Annotated in this window: 14 protein-coding genes; 9 read left to right on the forward strand and 5 right to left on the reverse strand. The window is 63.4% G+C overall.

All coding sequences use genetic code 11. The annotated features are described in order from the left end of the window. Nucleotides 1–54 precede the first annotated feature (54 nt). Entirely contained in the window at nucleotides 55–768 is a 714-nt protein-coding gene (locus IVB22_RS30480; RefSeq protein WP_247520851.1) for a hypothetical protein, read from the reverse strand. After that, nucleotides 765–1,334, reverse strand: a complete 570-nt coding sequence (locus IVB22_RS30485) for a sigma-70 family RNA polymerase sigma factor (protein WP_247520852.1) — start codon at nucleotides 1,332–1,334, stop codon at nucleotides 765–767. Before IVB22_RS30485 ends, IVB22_RS30480 begins: the two co-directional genes overlap by 4 nt. A gap of 419 nt (nucleotides 1,335–1,753) precedes the next feature. Between IVB22_RS30485 and IVB22_RS30490 the strand changes: the two genes are divergently transcribed. Then, nucleotides 1,754–2,899, forward strand: coding sequence for a GGDEF domain-containing protein (locus IVB22_RS30490; protein ID WP_247520853.1), 1,146 nt, complete (start codon nucleotides 1,754–1,756; stop codon nucleotides 2,897–2,899). Between the two features lie 64 nt (nucleotides 2,900–2,963). Beyond that, a complete protein-coding gene (locus IVB22_RS30495; RefSeq protein ID WP_247520854.1) occupies nucleotides 2,964–4,091 on the forward strand; it encodes a DUF2336 domain-containing protein in 1,128 nt (375 codons plus the stop codon). A 97-nt stretch (nucleotides 4,092–4,188) separates the two neighbouring features. On the opposite strand, the gene IVB22_RS30500 is transcribed toward IVB22_RS30495, so the two are convergent. Continuing rightward, nucleotides 4,189–4,827, reverse strand: a complete 639-nt coding sequence (locus tag IVB22_RS30500) for an NrsF family protein (RefSeq protein WP_247520855.1) — start codon at nucleotides 4,825–4,827, stop codon at nucleotides 4,189–4,191. Between the two features lie 2 nt (nucleotides 4,828–4,829). Continuing rightward, nucleotides 4,830–5,375 carry a sigma-70 family RNA polymerase sigma factor gene (locus IVB22_RS30505; RefSeq protein WP_247520856.1) on the reverse strand — a complete coding sequence of 182 codons (546 nt, stop codon included), beginning with the start codon at nucleotides 5,373–5,375 and terminating at the stop codon, nucleotides 4,830–4,832. A gap of 322 nt (nucleotides 5,376–5,697) precedes the next feature. On the opposite strand from IVB22_RS30505, the gene IVB22_RS30510 reads away from it, so the two are divergent. Together IVB22_RS30510 and IVB22_RS30515 are read left to right on the forward strand one after the other, a co-directional pair. Next, nucleotides 5,698–6,390 carry a hypothetical protein gene (locus IVB22_RS30510; RefSeq protein ID WP_247520857.1) on the forward strand — a complete coding sequence of 231 codons (693 nt, stop codon included), beginning with the start codon at nucleotides 5,698–5,700 and terminating at the stop codon, nucleotides 6,388–6,390. A 92-nt stretch (nucleotides 6,391–6,482) separates the two neighbouring features. Beyond that, nucleotides 6,483–7,262, forward strand: a complete 780-nt coding sequence (locus IVB22_RS30515; RefSeq protein WP_247520858.1) for an enoyl-CoA hydratase — start codon at nucleotides 6,483–6,485, stop codon at nucleotides 7,260–7,262. Between the two features lie 114 nt (nucleotides 7,263–7,376). Here IVB22_RS30515 and IVB22_RS30520 read toward each other — a convergent pair whose 3' ends face one another. Next, nucleotides 7,377–9,230: an acetyl-CoA hydrolase/transferase C-terminal domain-containing protein gene (locus tag IVB22_RS30520; RefSeq protein WP_247520859.1), complete on the reverse strand. Its 1,854-nt coding sequence runs from the start codon at nucleotides 9,228–9,230 to the stop codon at nucleotides 7,377–7,379. 345 nt (nucleotides 9,231–9,575) lie between these two features. On the opposite strand from IVB22_RS30520, the gene IVB22_RS30525 reads away from it, so the two are divergent. From IVB22_RS30525 to IVB22_RS30545, 5 genes are all read left to right on the forward strand, one after another. Next, nucleotides 9,576–11,009 (forward strand): TolC family outer membrane protein, encoded by a 1,434-nt coding sequence (locus IVB22_RS30525; RefSeq protein ID WP_247520860.1) that lies wholly within the window; start codon nucleotides 9,576–9,578, stop codon nucleotides 11,007–11,009. A gap of 130 nt (nucleotides 11,010–11,139) precedes the next feature. Further along, nucleotides 11,140–12,111, forward strand: a complete 972-nt coding sequence (locus tag IVB22_RS30530) for an alpha/beta fold hydrolase (RefSeq protein ID WP_247520861.1) — start codon at nucleotides 11,140–11,142, stop codon at nucleotides 12,109–12,111. Between the two features lie 47 nt (nucleotides 12,112–12,158). After that, a complete protein-coding gene (locus tag IVB22_RS30535; protein WP_247520862.1) occupies nucleotides 12,159–12,581 on the forward strand; it encodes a hypothetical protein in 423 nt (140 codons plus the stop codon). Beyond that, nucleotides 12,574–13,674: a hypothetical protein gene (locus IVB22_RS30540; protein WP_247520863.1), complete on the forward strand. Its 1,101-nt coding sequence runs from the start codon at nucleotides 12,574–12,576 to the stop codon at nucleotides 13,672–13,674. Before IVB22_RS30535 ends, IVB22_RS30540 begins: the two co-directional genes overlap by 8 nt. Then, complete coding sequence (locus IVB22_RS30545; RefSeq protein ID WP_247520864.1) at nucleotides 13,664–14,038, forward strand: hypothetical protein; 375 nt, start codon at nucleotides 13,664–13,666, stop codon at nucleotides 14,036–14,038. Before IVB22_RS30540 ends, IVB22_RS30545 begins: the two co-directional genes overlap by 11 nt. Nucleotides 14,039–14,093 lie beyond the last annotated feature (55 nt).

The following is a 14,093-nucleotide window of genomic DNA, read 5'->3' on the forward strand; positions in this document are numbered from 1 at the left end:
CGGGCCATCGTGAACCATGGAACCTCGGCCTTCCCGGGGCGCCCCGACTGCCTCTTAGGGCGTTGCGACCGCGAGGCTGACGATCTTCTCGCGCTGCAGCCTGGCGAGCAGGCCGGCGGCTTCGTCCTTGCTCATCGCCTTGTTGCCGAACTGCAGCCGGAACATGCCGCCCTTGGCGCCGTCGACGATGGAAGCCTGGTAGTTGTCGAGCAACGCGGTGATGTCGGCGATCCGGGCTTCCGGCGCAAACCGCACCAGCGCACGCGTCGGCGCGGCGCTGCCTGCGAGATCGCGCGTGATGGGCGCTGCCGACGGCTCGTTCAGGCTCAGCGAGGCGGTCTGGAACGAAGCGGTCTGGTTCTTCATCAGCACGGCGCCGATCACGCCGGCCTGCAACAGCAGCGCCACGGCGCCGAGGCTCGCCGACCAGGCCAGCGTACGCGGCGACAGCCTTGCGAAAAATTCCGATACCCGGGCGGACAGGCTCACCGAAGGCGATGGCTTGCGCACGGGCTCTCCGTCGATCGCGGCAAACAGCTTCGCCATGGCGCGCGCCGAAGGCGCACCCAGGCTCTCGTTGAGACCGATCGTCTCGGCATATTCCTCGCGGATGACGGCGTATTGCCGGGCCAACTCGGGATCGCTGGCGAGCGCATCCTCGACGCGGCGTGCATCGCGCGTGCTCAAGGTGCCGGCCGCGTGGAACGGCAACAGCATCTCGATTTCGCTGGGCTCTTGATCCAGCATTTTTTTGCTCGCCGCCATCATGGCCAACCTCGCTCTATGCCGGCTGCCTTCAGCAACTCGGCCAATTTCTTGCGCGCATAAAACAGGCGCGTCTTGACGGTGTTCTCCGGAATACCGACGATTTCGGCCACCTCTTCCACGGACTTCTCGTGGTAGTAGACGAGATCGACGATCTCCCGATGCTCTGGCGAAAGCGCCGTCAGGCACTTGCGCAACGCTTCACCCGTATCCTTCTTCTGCACCACCACTTCCGGATCGTCGGACGTGTCCTCGATCGCGTTCGCGGTCTCGTCATCCAGTCCGACGTCCTTGCGGCGCCGAAGTGCCGAAAGGGCCTTGAACCGCGTGATCGCCAGGAGCCAGGTGGTAACGGCGGATCGGCCTTCGAACTTGCCGGCCTGACGCCACACATCGAGGAAAACCTCGCTAATGAGATCTTCCGCAATCTGCTCGTCCCTTACGAGCCGAAGCCCGAAACGGAACACCCGGACATGGTGCCTTCCGTAAAGCACCTGCATGGCGAGCCGGTCGCCTTGAGCGATCCGAGCGATCAGAATTTCGTCTGAAGCCGCCTGTGACGCGTTCAATGGCCGTCTCGCAAAGTTGGTCTGACGGGAGAGGCCGGCGGTTCGATGTGAAGAGTGAGATTCTTCACATTACGGCAATGTCCGGATTGCATGTGTGACCTACCCCACAGACGGCCACTACAAGGCCATTGTCCCAGCCAGAGCGACCTACTGCCCAAAATTGGTACCATAATACGGAAACACTTTCCTAAAGACGCACCACCCGGGACCTTAGCAAGGCTTCGCCGGCAGGGCAGCACCTGCTTCATGCCCAAGGCTACCGCGCACGCGGGTTCCGCACTATCGGAATCCGGCAGATTTCCGTTGCGAAACAGTGCAATGGCAGGGTTTTAACGGACCCGATTCGGCTTCAAAAGATACCAAACCTAAAGGCTTTATTCCCTAATGTTTCGTCCGGCATACTCCAATAGCGACGGGACATGAGCAGCGCGGCTTCATTGCTTCAGGGGCAAGGTTCCCACAGTACGGCCGCGCCGGTCCGGCTGCCGCTGGAAGTATTGAAGCGCCGGGCCGGCCAGCGCCGGCACATGCTGGCCGTACAGGGCGTCAGCTACACGCTGATCACCTCGGTGCTGCTGGCCTATTGCTACGCCGGTACCGTCCCGATCATCATTCCGTCGGCCTATTTCCTTTCCGGCATCGGACTGGTCTCGGTCTTTGTTGTGTTGTCGGAAGCTCATTTCAATGACCGGTTCGAAGACCACTATCTGACAATCTTCCAGGTTGCCGGCCACGTCGCGCTCCAGCTCTGTTTTCTGCTGGCGGCGCCGCAGATCGGGTTTGCCTTCCTGAGCGTGGTGTTTCTTATTTTCGGGTTCGGCGCGCTGCGAATGACCTCCCGGCAGGCGGTCACCTCCTGGACGCTCACCATGATCGGCCTGGCGCCGATCTTCCTTTTCAGCAGCACCCCGATCGGCCTGCCGATTACCACCCAGACCGAACGCGTCGCGGCCATGCTTTCCTTTGTCCTCACGATCGGTCAATGCGCGTTCGTGGGACTGTATGGCAGCACCATGCGCAAGATGCTCTACGACCGCAGCTCCGAACTCAAGGCAGCCTACAAGCGGATCGAGGAGCTTGCCGAGCTCGATGAATTGACGGGGGCGTCCAACCGGCGCTGTATCATGCGAATGCTGGAGGAGGAGATCGCCCGCGCGACCCGCAGCGGATCGCCCTGCTCCATCGCGCTGATCGACCTCGACTACTTCAAGCGCATCAACGACGCCTACGGCCATCCGACCGGCGACGAGGTGTTGCGGACATTCTCGATCACCATGTTCGCCAACATCCGCAGCGTCGACCGGTTCGGCCGTTACGGCGGCGAGGAATTCCTGCTGGTGCTGCCCGACATGGACGCCGGTCAGGCCATGCGGGCGCTCGACCGGTCGCGCGCCATTATTGCCGAGCTCGACTGGAGCGCGTTCTCGCCCGGCATGCAGGTGACGATGTCGGCAGGCGTTGCAACGCTGAATTCGAACGAGACGTCAGACACATTTCTCGCGCGCGCCGACAGCGCGCTTTATGCAGCCAAGGCGCAGGGACGCAACCGCATTACCCGCGCCTGATCCGACATATTTCAGCTCCGACGGCGGAGAAGCCGCCGCCGGTTTTTTGCTCCAGGACAGAGTCATGATTTCGAAAGCCGCCAAGTCTTCCTCTCCCGGATCTCCCTCTCCCGGAAACCTGCTCGACGAGCTGCAGTCTACCCTTGCGCACGGTACCGTCGCTCGCCGGGTAGAGACCCTGCGCCGGGTAACCGATCTCTTCATCAACGGAGCGGTGGACTATTCGGACGAGCAGATCGGGCTGTTCGACGACGTCTTCCAGTGTCTGATCGATCACATCGAAACCTCGGCCAAGATGCTCTTGGCAAACCGTCTCGCCCCGATCGACACCGCCCCGCCGCTCACCATCCGCGCGCTTGCTTTCGATGATGTCATCGAGGTGGCAGGTCCGGTGCTGTCGCAATCGATGCGGCTCGACGACAAGACCCTGATCGAGAATGCGCGCAGCAAGAGCCAGGCGCATCTGATGGCGATTTCGACCCGCAGGACCCTGAGCGGCGCGGTCACCGACGTGCTGGTCCAGCGCGGCAACGATGACGTGATCCAGTCTACCGTGAACAATCCGGGCGCGGAGTTCACCGAACGCGGCTTTACCCGCCTCGTCAGCCGCGCCGAAGGCGACGACAATCTCACGACCTGCATCGGCCTGCGTCCGTCCGTGCCGCGGCATCTCTATCTGAAACTGCTCGCCAAGGCCTCCGACACGGTGCGGCAGCGGCTGGAGGCCGCCAACCCGCAGCAGGCGGCCGAGGTGCCGAGCGTGGTCAAGGAAGCAACGCGGCGCGCGCGCTCGGCGACCTCGACGATCACCAGGAACACCGAGATTGCGCACGCGCTGGTCAAGTCGCTGTACGAGGACGGCCGGCTCGACGAACCTCAGGTGGCGTCGTTTGCCAAGGCCGGCAAGTTCGACGAGGCCAATGCGTCGATCGCAGCGCTCGCCAACGTGCCGGTGGCGATCGCCGAGAACATGATGATCGAAACCCGGGCCGAAGGCGTGATGATTTTGGCGAAGGTCGCGGGGCTGTCGTGGTCGACGGTCAGGACCATCATCAGGATGCGCGACGAGCTGTCCGGCACGGAGCCGACCGATCTTGCCGCCTGCCAGGACACCTATGAGCGGTTGCGGCCGTCGACGGCGCAGCAGGTGCTGCGCTTCCACCGCATGCAGCAGAATGCGCCCGGGACGTGAATTCAGCTTTCGTAGCCCGGATGGAGCGCAGCGCAATCCGGGACGCTTTCATGAGCGGCGAGACTCCCGGATTTCGCTTCGCTCCATCCGGGCTACTCTAGTACTTCAGCAGCTTCGCTCCGGCGAGCGCGCCGATCGCCGTCACCAGCGCGGTCGCGATCGTGTACCAGGCCGCCACGAACAGCGGTGAATCGTCCGTGCAATGCGAGGCGTAGAGCGTCGCCGCCAATCCCGCCGACAACAGTCCCGCGATGGCGCCGGCGACCGCCGGCCGCGCCGGCGCGCCGTGGCGCAGGCCGATCAGCGCACCAGCCAGCAGCGGCAGCGACATCAGCGGGATCGCCGTCAGGCACATCCACGAATTCTTGCCGACCAGCCGCGTCATCATCGGAAGCCGCTGCGGCATCATCATCTCGCCACCGATCGCCGCGCTCAAAATCCCCACCGGCGCCAGCAGCAGCCAGCCAAATCCGCGCAGCGACGCCTCGGGCCGCGACAAATGCAGGCTGACGGCAATTGCCGCGATCGCCAGCGCCAGCGTCACAGCGAATTTCAGGTCGAAGAACGGGTTGCGCATCGCAACCATCACGTCGGGCCTGATGCCGAGTTCGGTAAAGAACATCAGGAGCGAGACCGGCGCCGCGGCCAAAAGCGCCAGCATCAGCGAAAAGCCGACGGGCCGCGCCCGGTGCGCATTGTCGGCAGCCAGCGTTCGAATGAGCTGATCGGTATCCATTCTCACTGTTCCCGTAGCTTCGCGGTCAGGCTGGCCAGCCCCCGGTGCAGCGCCACCCGCACCGCCCCCTCGCTCATCGAAAATTTCGTGGCCGTATCCTTGATCGAGGCGCTGTCGACCGCGATCGACTGCAAGACGTCGCGCTGCCGCGCTGGCAGCGTCTGAAGCTGGGCGGCAACCTCGCTCGCCGACGCCGTCTCGGCCGGCGCCTCGCCCGGCAGCGTCTCGGCGAAATCGTCGATATCGACGAAAATGCGCCGGCCGCGGCGGCGCAACGCATCGATCAGCTTGTTGCGGGCGATCGCAAACAGCCATGGGGCAAACGGGGCGGTGACGTCCCAGGTGTGCCGCTTCAGATGGACCGCCAGCAAGATGTCCTGCACGATGTCCTCGGATTGATCGACCGGTTGCCCTGCCCGAGCCAGCCCACGGCGCGCCGCGGCCCGGAGCACCGGCGTGACGGCCTTGAGCAGGCGGTGATACGCCGCACTGTCGCCTGCAATGGCCGACCGCATCAGGCCGGTCCATTCGTCATCCCGTTCGCGCAAGAGCGCTCCTACCCTGCAATTCGGTCGATCTTTCAATTTGTTACGTCAGGACGATTCGATCACGAAGTCGTGAGCGAAGACCCCGGCGCACCCGCTGGCGGCCTCCTGTCCAGGAATCGGGACGGCCGGCTGCGCGGATGGCAGGCTCATAACATTGATTGCGCGGGCTCGCATCCGAGGCAGGCCCGACACACGCCCGCTGCAACACCATTGCCCAGCTTTTGCCCAGTGTTGCCCGAAGATTCCCTTTTTCCGCCGTGCTGTGGACACGCGGCGGGGTCTTTTTTCGCGGTTGGGCGGCGGCCAATGGGGAGATTTCTACATGACGATCAAAGCCAGCGCGCGGTCGGCCCTGATTCTCGCAGCAGGACTTTTGGTAAGTTTCGCAGGACCACCGCCGGCGATGGCCGCCGGCACGGATGCGGATACCGCCACGGTCTCGAAGCCGGAGAGTGCGACGTCCGACAAGTCCGCCAAGCAGGATTCGCGTTCCGTGAAGAAACGCTATGTCCATCGCAAACATACGCGCGCGGCATCGAAATCCGACGAGGGCAAGAAAGCCGACGAGAGCAAGAAAGCCGATGAAAAGCGGGTCGCTGACGCCAGTGGCCCTACCCCGCCCGCGATGCCGGAATGGCTCGCCAACGCCAATGCGCAAATGACTGCAACCGATGCGGCCCCCGATAGCGCCAAGGGGATGTCGGCGGCAATGTCGGAGAAAGCCAACACGGTCCTGCAGGCGGCGGCAGACAAGCCAGCCGAGGCGGAAGCGCCGGCCGATACCGCCGTGGTTCCCCCCGACCAGCTCAACGACGTCGATCGGGCGCTGCAAGAGGAGACCCCCGCCACACAGACGGTTGCGATGGCCTCGGCCAAACCCGCAGCGGAGGGCGCTGCTCAGGCCGCGAACAACGAAAGTTCCACCTTGGACAAGACTTCGCTGATCGGAAAGATCTTTATCGCCTTTGGCGCCCTGCTGACGATGGCGTCGGCCGCACGGATGTTCATGGCGTAGCGGGACGCGACAGCCGCCTCATCCGCTTGTCCCACTTGAAGCCCACCCCGGCAGCGGGCACATTGCCCGCAAATCGGTACCCGGGGTGGATCATGGCGACGTTCGAATACATCATTGTCGAGAGCAAGGGCGCGGTCGGCATCATTACGCTGAACCGGCCGAAAATGCTCAACGCGCTGTCGTTCGGCGTGTTTCGCGAGATTGCCGCTGCCGTCGACGACCTCGAGGCCGACGACAAGATCGGCTGCATCCTGCTCACCGGCAGCGAAAAAGCGTTCGCCGCCGGCGCCGACATCAAGGAGATGCAGCCGAAAAGCTTCATCGACATGTTCTCCAGCGATTTCGCCGCCATCGGCGGCGACCGCGTCGCCAATTGCCGCAAACCGACGATCGCGGCCGTCAGCGGCTATGCGCTCGGCGGCGGCTGCGAGCTCGCCATGATGTGCGACATCATCATCGCCTCGGACACCGCGAAATTCGGCCAGCCGGAAATCACGCTCGGCACCATCCCGGGCATCGGCGGCACCCAGCGGCTGACACGCGCGATCGGCAAATCCAAGGCGATGGATCTCTGCCTCACCGGACGCATGATGGATGCGGCGGAAGCCGAGCGCTCCGGCCTCGTCAGCCGCGTCGTGTCCGCGGACAAGTTGATGGAAGAGGCGCTCTCGGCTGCAGAAAAGATCGCCTCGATGTCACGTCCGGCGGCGGCGATGGCCAAGGAGGCCATCAACCGCGCGTTCGAGACGCCGCTGTCGGAAGGCATGAATGTCGAGCGCAATTTGTTCCACTCGACCTTTGCGCTGGAAGATCGCTCCGAAGGCATGGCGGCGTTCATCGAGAAGCGCAAGCCGGTGAACAAGAACAGGTAGGGCTTGCTCGAACTTGTAGGGTGGGCAAAGGCGCACTTGCGCCGTGCCCACCATTCCAGCGTTCGGTGCAAGCGATGGTGGGCACGCTACGCTTTGCCCACCCTACGGCACCTCCTACAAACCCCCACTCCGCGCCAGCGCCGCGTTGACCAGCGCGCGATAGGCGCGCTCTGCGAACGTTGTCGGGCGATCGAGACCCAACCGCGCCAGGCATTCGCGGTTCGAGGCGTCCGGCGGCTGCCTCATCCCCTGCCACAGCAACCCGGGCAAAAGCAGCGGCGTCCGCTGCGCTTCCCGCAGCAACTGCAGCGCCGGGATCAGCCGTTGCTCGACCTCGTCAAAATCGCTACCGAACGGAAATGACGGCAGCAGCCCCGTATCGCGCGCAGGTTTTAAGGCTTGCGCGATCCGCTCCGGAAAGTTCTCGCGGTGGCTGCGCGGAATTTCATACTCCTTCGGCAGCTTGCCGGCATCCTTGGCAATCCCGGCCAGTTCATCCTGAAAACGGGAATCCGTGACCGCCAGCATCGCGGCGATGGTCTCGGCGTCCGATTTGCCCCTGACGTCGGCAACGCCGTATTCGGTGACGAACACGTCGCGCAGATGCCGCGGGATGGTCTGGTGCCCATAATTCCAGCGAATGTTGGAAAGCGTTTTACGACCCGCCTGCCGTGTCGATTCCAGCGCGAGGACCGAGCGCGCACCCTGCAGCGCGAATGCCTGAGCGACAAAATTGTACTGGCCGCCGACGCCACTCACGACCTGGCCGTCTTCGAGGCCGTCCGAAATCGCGGCTCCCATCAGCGTCGCCATCATCGCGGTGTTGATGAAGCGCGCATCGACACGCGCCCGGCGCTTGGCATCCTCGTCGCCATAGAGCTGGTTGGTGAAGGATACCGGCATCATCTGGATGCGCGCGAGTTGCTCGGCCGGCATTTCGCGCAACGCGCGATAGAACGATTTGGGTCCTAAGAAAAACGCGCCGTGCAGTGTCACGCCATCGACCTCGCGCTTGAGGATACCGGCGTCGATCAAGCCGAGAAACGCCTCGATCAGCATTTCGCTGACCCCATAAAGCCCTTTCGTGAACGGTGCGCTCTCCGCGGGTACCGCTCCCGGTGCAAGCCGCTTCATGATGGCGTGGAACTGCGCGTTATCGCGATGCCGGACAATCAACCCGTGCGCCAGTGCATCGCCGACCTGCCCGATGCCGATCTGCAAGGTGCCGCCGTCAGGCACGAGGCTGGCTGCATGAAGCCCGATCGCATATTTGGCGTCACTGACCGGCTCGGCGGGCGGGGCGAACAGCGGAAAATCCGTCTCGGGGCTGTCGAGAACAGCGGAAAACTCATCCGCCGGTAAATTGCCCGGACCCGGCATGAACGGCAGCTCTGAATTGACCTGGCCGATGAGCTTGAACGATGCGCGGCCTTGCTCGCGGGCGCGCAGGATGTCGAGCGTGGTGTCGGTGTTGCAGCTCAGGCTGTAGCGCGTCACGCCATCGACCACACGTTTCGCGACCAGTTGCGTGACGACGTTCAGCCCGCGCGTCAGCAAATAGGAGGACGCGTGGGTATAGTTTGCCGAAATGTAATGTTGCTGCGCGTACGGCACCTGCAGCCATTTGCCGGCCAGGAAGAAAAACTCGATCACACTGATGTTCGGAGGCAGTTCGCCCCGGTGCAACGCGCTTGCATATGTCAGGTCGGGATAGCCGCCGAACAGCCGGTCGATCACCGGCCCGATAAAGCGCCGTTCAAGCAGGCTTGAGGGCCTGGGCTTTTCCAGCGTCAGCGCGGAAAAAAAGGTCAGGTTGATCGAACGGTCGGCAGCGGCGCGTGCGTACAGCGCGTTGATGACGTGGTTGGCTTTTCCGAGCCCGAGCGGCAACCCGACCACGAGGTTGGTTCCGACATCGCGGACGATATCCTCCGCGATCGCTTCGGGATCGGCAAACAACTTCGGCATCGCATACGGACCCGGGCATAGCTGAACAGCCAACCGCCCTGGAATCGGACGCCAGCCACGCAAGAGCCTATAGTGCATTTGCCGCCGACATTCGTCTGTGACGAACCTGCAACAGCCAAGCACTGATTTCACGGAATTGATGTACTGATGTCGCGCGGCGGTTTGCCTGTGGCGGCGACGCCCCCTAAACAGGTAGACGTGTCGGGTCGTCGGCGGGAGCGGACGTCCAACGCGTGATCCGGAAAGTCGGCGGCGGTTCTCCGCGAAGATCATGCATAAACAGGAAGATGGAGCGGGATGACTCGAACAAGAGTCATCACGCTTTCGTGTTGGTTACAGGATCAGATGACTTGGCGTACGGCTAACGTTGGAAGGCACGTGCTTCGATCGGGCATTTGCCTTGGGAGTTACCTTGGGATTTACCTTGGGGTGGTGAGCTGCGTCGTGTTTGCTGCGCCCGCGGCGCATGGCGAAAACCTCCCGGAGGCGCTGGCCAAGGCCTACCAGACCAATCCCGCGCTCAATGCCGAACGGGCGCGCCAGCGTGCCACCGACGAGAATGTGCCGCAGGCGCTTGCGGGCTACCGGCCGCAGATCATAGCTGGCCTCTCCGCCGGCCTTCAGTCAGTACGGAACCTGCTGCCCGACAACACCATCCAGTCCGCAAACTTGAAGCCCTGGACCGTCGGCGTCACCGTGACGCAGACGCTGTTCAACGGCTTCAAGACAGCCAACAGCGTGCGCGCGGCCGAACTCCAGGTGCAAGCCGGCCGCGAAGCCCTGCGCAACGTCGGCCAGGGCGTGCTGCTCGACGCGGTCACCGTCTATACCAACGTGCTCGCCAACCAATCGCTGGTCGAAGCGCAGCGCGCCAACGTGGCGTTCCTGCAGGAAACGCTCGGCATCACCCAGAAGCGTCTCAATGCCGGCGACGTCACGCCCACCGATGCCGCGCAGGCCGAGGCGCGCCTGAGCCGGGGCCGCGCCGATCTGAATGCCGCCGAGGTCAATCTCGCCATCAGCCAGGCGACCTATGCCCAGGTGATCGGCAACGCGCCCAACTCGCTCCGCTCCGCCGAAACCGTGGACCGCCTGCTGCCGCGCAGCCGCGATGACGCCACCGGCCTCGCCTTCCGGGAGCACCCGGCGGTGATGGCGGCGAGCTTCGACTTTGACGTCGCCACGACTTCGATCCGCGTCGCCGAAAGCAGCCTGATGCCGACGATCACGCTGCAAGGCAGCGCCAGCCGCAGCAAGCAGTCGGATCCCACCCTCGGCACCTTCGGGACCGACCAGGCTTCGATCACCGGCCAGCTCACGCAACCGATCTACGACGGCGGCATGGCCGCCTCGCAGACTAGGCAGGCCAAGGAAATCGCGGCCCACAGCCGGCAGGTGCTGGATCAATTCCGCAACCAGGCCCGGACTGCGGCGGTCGGCGCATGGGTCGCCAATGAAGGCGCCAAGATTGCAGTCACCGCATCCGAATCCGAAGTGCGCGCCGCCACCGTCGCCCTCCAGGGCGTACAGCGGGAGGCGGCCGGCGGACAGCGTACCACCGTCGACGTCCTGAACGCGCAACAGGACCTGATATTGGCCAAGGCCCGGCTGATCGGCGCGCAGCGCGACCGCGTGATCGCCTCCTATACCCTGCTCAGCGCGATCGGCCGGCTCGACGTCAAGAACCTCGGCCTCGATACGCCGGACTATCTGCCGGAAGTGCACTACCATCAGGTGCGCGATGCCTGGCACGGCCTGCGGACGCCATCAGGGCAGTAAGTTTTATTTTCTCCCGGTGTTAACCGGGCGCTGATTATGTCTGGTATTTTCAGTCGCCAGCTATTCGCGTTGGCCTAAAACTCGGCCCGTTTCCGTTCCCCGTTTTGATCGATCGATTTTGCGAGGCCTCGTGGTTGCAAACATTCTGCGCTGGTCGGCCAACGGCTTGTTGGTCCTCCTCCTGGCCGTAGTCCTTCTGATCACCTCATTTCGCATGGCGGCGTCGATACGCGAGACCGGCGTGCGCGCTCAACTGGCGCCAAAGACCGGCCACCTGGTGCCGACGCGTTCAGGCCGCGTTTTCGTGCAGGAGAAGGGTCCGGAGGGCGGCGTTCCCGTGGTGCTGTTTCACGGCACGGCGGCTTGGAGCGAGCTGTGGCGACACACCAGCGACGCGCTGGCCGCGGCAGGCTTTCATGTGATCGCCCTCGATCTCCCGCCGTTTGGATTCTCGGACCGTCCCGGCAGTTATACGCGGCAGGACCAGGCCGCCAGGATCAACGATGTGCTTGATGCACTGAAAGCTGAGCCCGCCATCATAGTCGGTCACTCCTTCGGCGCTGGTGCGGCGACCGAACTCGCGATGCGATATCCGGAGCGGGCGCGCGCATTGGTGCTGGTCGATGCGGCGCTCGGATTGACGGCTGCGCCATCGGACGCGCCTTGGGTGGTTCGGCCGCAATGGATTCGCGAAATCCTGGTGTCGCTGACCATCACCAATCCCGTGGCAACGCAAATGCTGCTGCAATCAATGATCGCGAAAAAAGAGCGCGCGTCGCCGGAATATGTCGCGATCCTGCAAAGGCCGCTGGCGCAGCGCGGCAGCACGAGCGATATCGCCGACTGGCTGTATTATTTCCTCGGCTCCGACACACACGCCGCGAGCGCGGACCGCAATGCCTATGCGAAGCTGGAAGTCCCCGTCGCGATCCTGTGGGGCGACAAGGATACGATCACCCCGGTTGAGCAAGCTCTCGATCTGCGAACGCTGCTGTCGCCCGATACGGGCCTGACATTGCTGCCCGGGCTCGGTCACATTCCGCAGATCGAGGACCCCGGCATGTTCAACGATGCGCTGCTCAAGACACTTGGAAAACTCTAGACTGGGCAGAGATTCGACAAGTCTTACAGACCGCGGCCGGAGACATCATGGACATCATCAGATTGTGCGCCTGGGGCTATGCCGCCCTGCTCGGCTTCGTGATCCTCACCGGCTACATCCCGGCCTTCATCGACGCCAATGACATGATCTTCGGCCTGTTTCGCCGCACCTGGTACGCCGACGGACTGCATCTCGTCTCGGCGCTGTGGGCGGCTGCGGCGGCGATGACCTCGCGCCGCGCCTCGGAATTGTTCTTTCAATTGTTCGGCGTGTTCTACTTTGCCGACGGCGTGCTCGGCCTGCTCACCGGCAGCGGCTATCTCGACTTCGGGATCCTGATCAACGGCGTGCTCAACCTGCCGCTCTCGACGCGGTTTTTCGCCAATGCGCCGCATCTCGGCCTCGGCGGCGTGGCGATCCTGATCGGCTATGGGCTCGCGCCGCGGACGCGGACCACCGTCCATGCTTAAATCGCTGCGGCGGATCCTGGCTGTCTTCGCGATCCTGATCACGCTGTCGGTGCTCATGCCGCTCGCCTATATCGAGGGGGCGTGCCGCCCCTCTTCCGGCGCCGCAGCGGCCAGTGCGCCGGCCGTCACCCTGCCCGCGATCGACGAGCCGGGCTATCGGCGCAAACTGAACAACACCTTCTTCACCTTTCCCGAATGGTACATCGTCTATTCCTTTGAAGATTTCGGCCGCTTCCTCGATCGCTCCAGCGAAAGCCACTTCAACTATCTCGGCCATATTTTCGGGTTCTGGCAGAGCTTCTGCACCATCAACCGCACCGTGCCCGCGACGGGAGAATCGCTGACCGAAGTAAAGACGATGATCTACATCATCGGCGTCAGCTATTCCGTCGAATACGCCGTCAAGGGATTCTATGAGAATACCATCGGCCGTGCGTTCGAATGGATCAGGGGCGAGGAGCGTACCCCGCACGACGAATTCGGCCGCGCCGTGCTGCAGGATTATGCCGCCTTCCTCTACACCATCCCCTGGTACAAATATCCGTTTCGCGAAAAGCTCGACGGCCTGATGGCGATCTCGGCGCCGACGCCGAGCAAGTTGCGCACCTGGGAACGCGACTTCGCGCTCGGCGCGGAATATTTCGTCAAGATCGGCTATGCCTCGCTGATCCAGAAGGCGCTCGACGCCGGTGGTGACAACGAGCCGCGCGACATCATGTTCGCGGTCGCGACACTGCCGCCTGACGTGTTGGCGAAAGAACAGCGCATCAAGCCGGTCCGCGCGTTGACGCCGCAATGGCAACTGGTGCAGACGCCGCGCTACAAGGCCTTCACCGAGATCCTGCAGAGCCTGCTGGACCAGGGATTTGGCCTTGCGGAAATCGCGGGCAATCACGACATCTTCATCACGGTGATTGCGCCCGATGCTGCAAAACTCGATATCAAGGGCACGACGGAGCTGTTTTCGCTGGAGTTGGATGCCCGGCCCGGGTTTCGCAGGGCTGGCCTGAAGGCCCGGATCGACCGCCTCGTGGATATCAACCGCGAGCTCAAGGCCAGGGGCTCGAGCATTGAGCACTTCTATGACTACTGACGGGCGTCAACGTAGAGCTTGGCGGTGGAGCCGGATCGCCGGTGCGGTTACCCTCGTCATCTGCGGCTGGCTCGCTGTGGTCGTTGCGCTGACCTTCGGCTCGGCCCCCGGCAAGTCGATGGCCGTCATCGGTCCGCCGTCACAGGTGCTGGCAGCCATCGCCAAGGCCAATGGGAGCATCCTCGCCTCGAACGACTACGTCACCATTGCCCGGTCCGACGACGCCGGCTTCGTCGCTCGCCTCTACGCGGCGGGCGCGCTACTGGTACTGGACGCGGAACAAGCCGGCGGCTGCAGCGGCCTACCGCCATCGCTCGCGGCGTCGTCATTGCGAGCGAAGCGAAGCAATCCGTCGTTGGGCTAGGCAAGATCTGGATTGCTTCGTCGCTTCGCTCCCTTGCGCAAACGCTTCGCGTTTG

This window comes from Bradyrhizobium sp. 190, assembly GCF_023073415.1.
Lineage (GTDB): Bacteria > Pseudomonadota > Alphaproteobacteria > Rhizobiales > Xanthobacteraceae > Bradyrhizobium.

Excerpts from the sequence above, each read along its gene's own strand:
- IVB22_RS30510 (WP_247520857.1), top strand. The coding sequence starts at position 5,698 with ATGACGATCAAAGCCAGCGCGCGGTCGGCCCTGATTCTCGCAGCAGGA.
- IVB22_RS30525 (WP_247520860.1), top strand. The coding sequence starts at position 9,576 with ATGACTTGGCGTACGGCTAACGTTGGAAGGCACGTGCTTCGATCGGGC.
- IVB22_RS30520 (WP_247520859.1), bottom strand. The coding sequence starts at position 9,230 with ATGCCGAAGTTGTTTGCCGATCCCGAAGCGATCGCGGAGGATATCGTC.
- IVB22_RS30480 (WP_247520851.1), bottom strand. The coding sequence starts at position 768 with ATGATGGCGGCGAGCAAAAAAATGCTGGATCAAGAGCCCAGCGAAATC.
- IVB22_RS30535 (WP_247520862.1), top strand. The coding sequence starts at position 12,159 with ATGGACATCATCAGATTGTGCGCCTGGGGCTATGCCGCCCTGCTCGGC.
- IVB22_RS30540 (WP_247520863.1), top strand. The coding sequence starts at position 12,574 with ATGCTTAAATCGCTGCGGCGGATCCTGGCTGTCTTCGCGATCCTGATC.
- IVB22_RS30515 (WP_247520858.1), top strand. The coding sequence starts at position 6,483 with ATGGCGACGTTCGAATACATCATTGTCGAGAGCAAGGGCGCGGTCGGC.
- IVB22_RS30545 (WP_247520864.1), top strand. The coding sequence starts at position 13,664 with ATGACTACTGACGGGCGTCAACGTAGAGCTTGGCGGTGGAGCCGGATC.
- IVB22_RS30490 (WP_247520853.1), top strand. The coding sequence starts at position 1,754 with ATGAGCAGCGCGGCTTCATTGCTTCAGGGGCAAGGTTCCCACAGTACG.
- IVB22_RS30495 (WP_247520854.1), top strand. The coding sequence starts at position 2,964 with ATGATTTCGAAAGCCGCCAAGTCTTCCTCTCCCGGATCTCCCTCTCCC.
- IVB22_RS30500 (WP_247520855.1), bottom strand. The coding sequence starts at position 4,827 with ATGGATACCGATCAGCTCATTCGAACGCTGGCTGCCGACAATGCGCAC.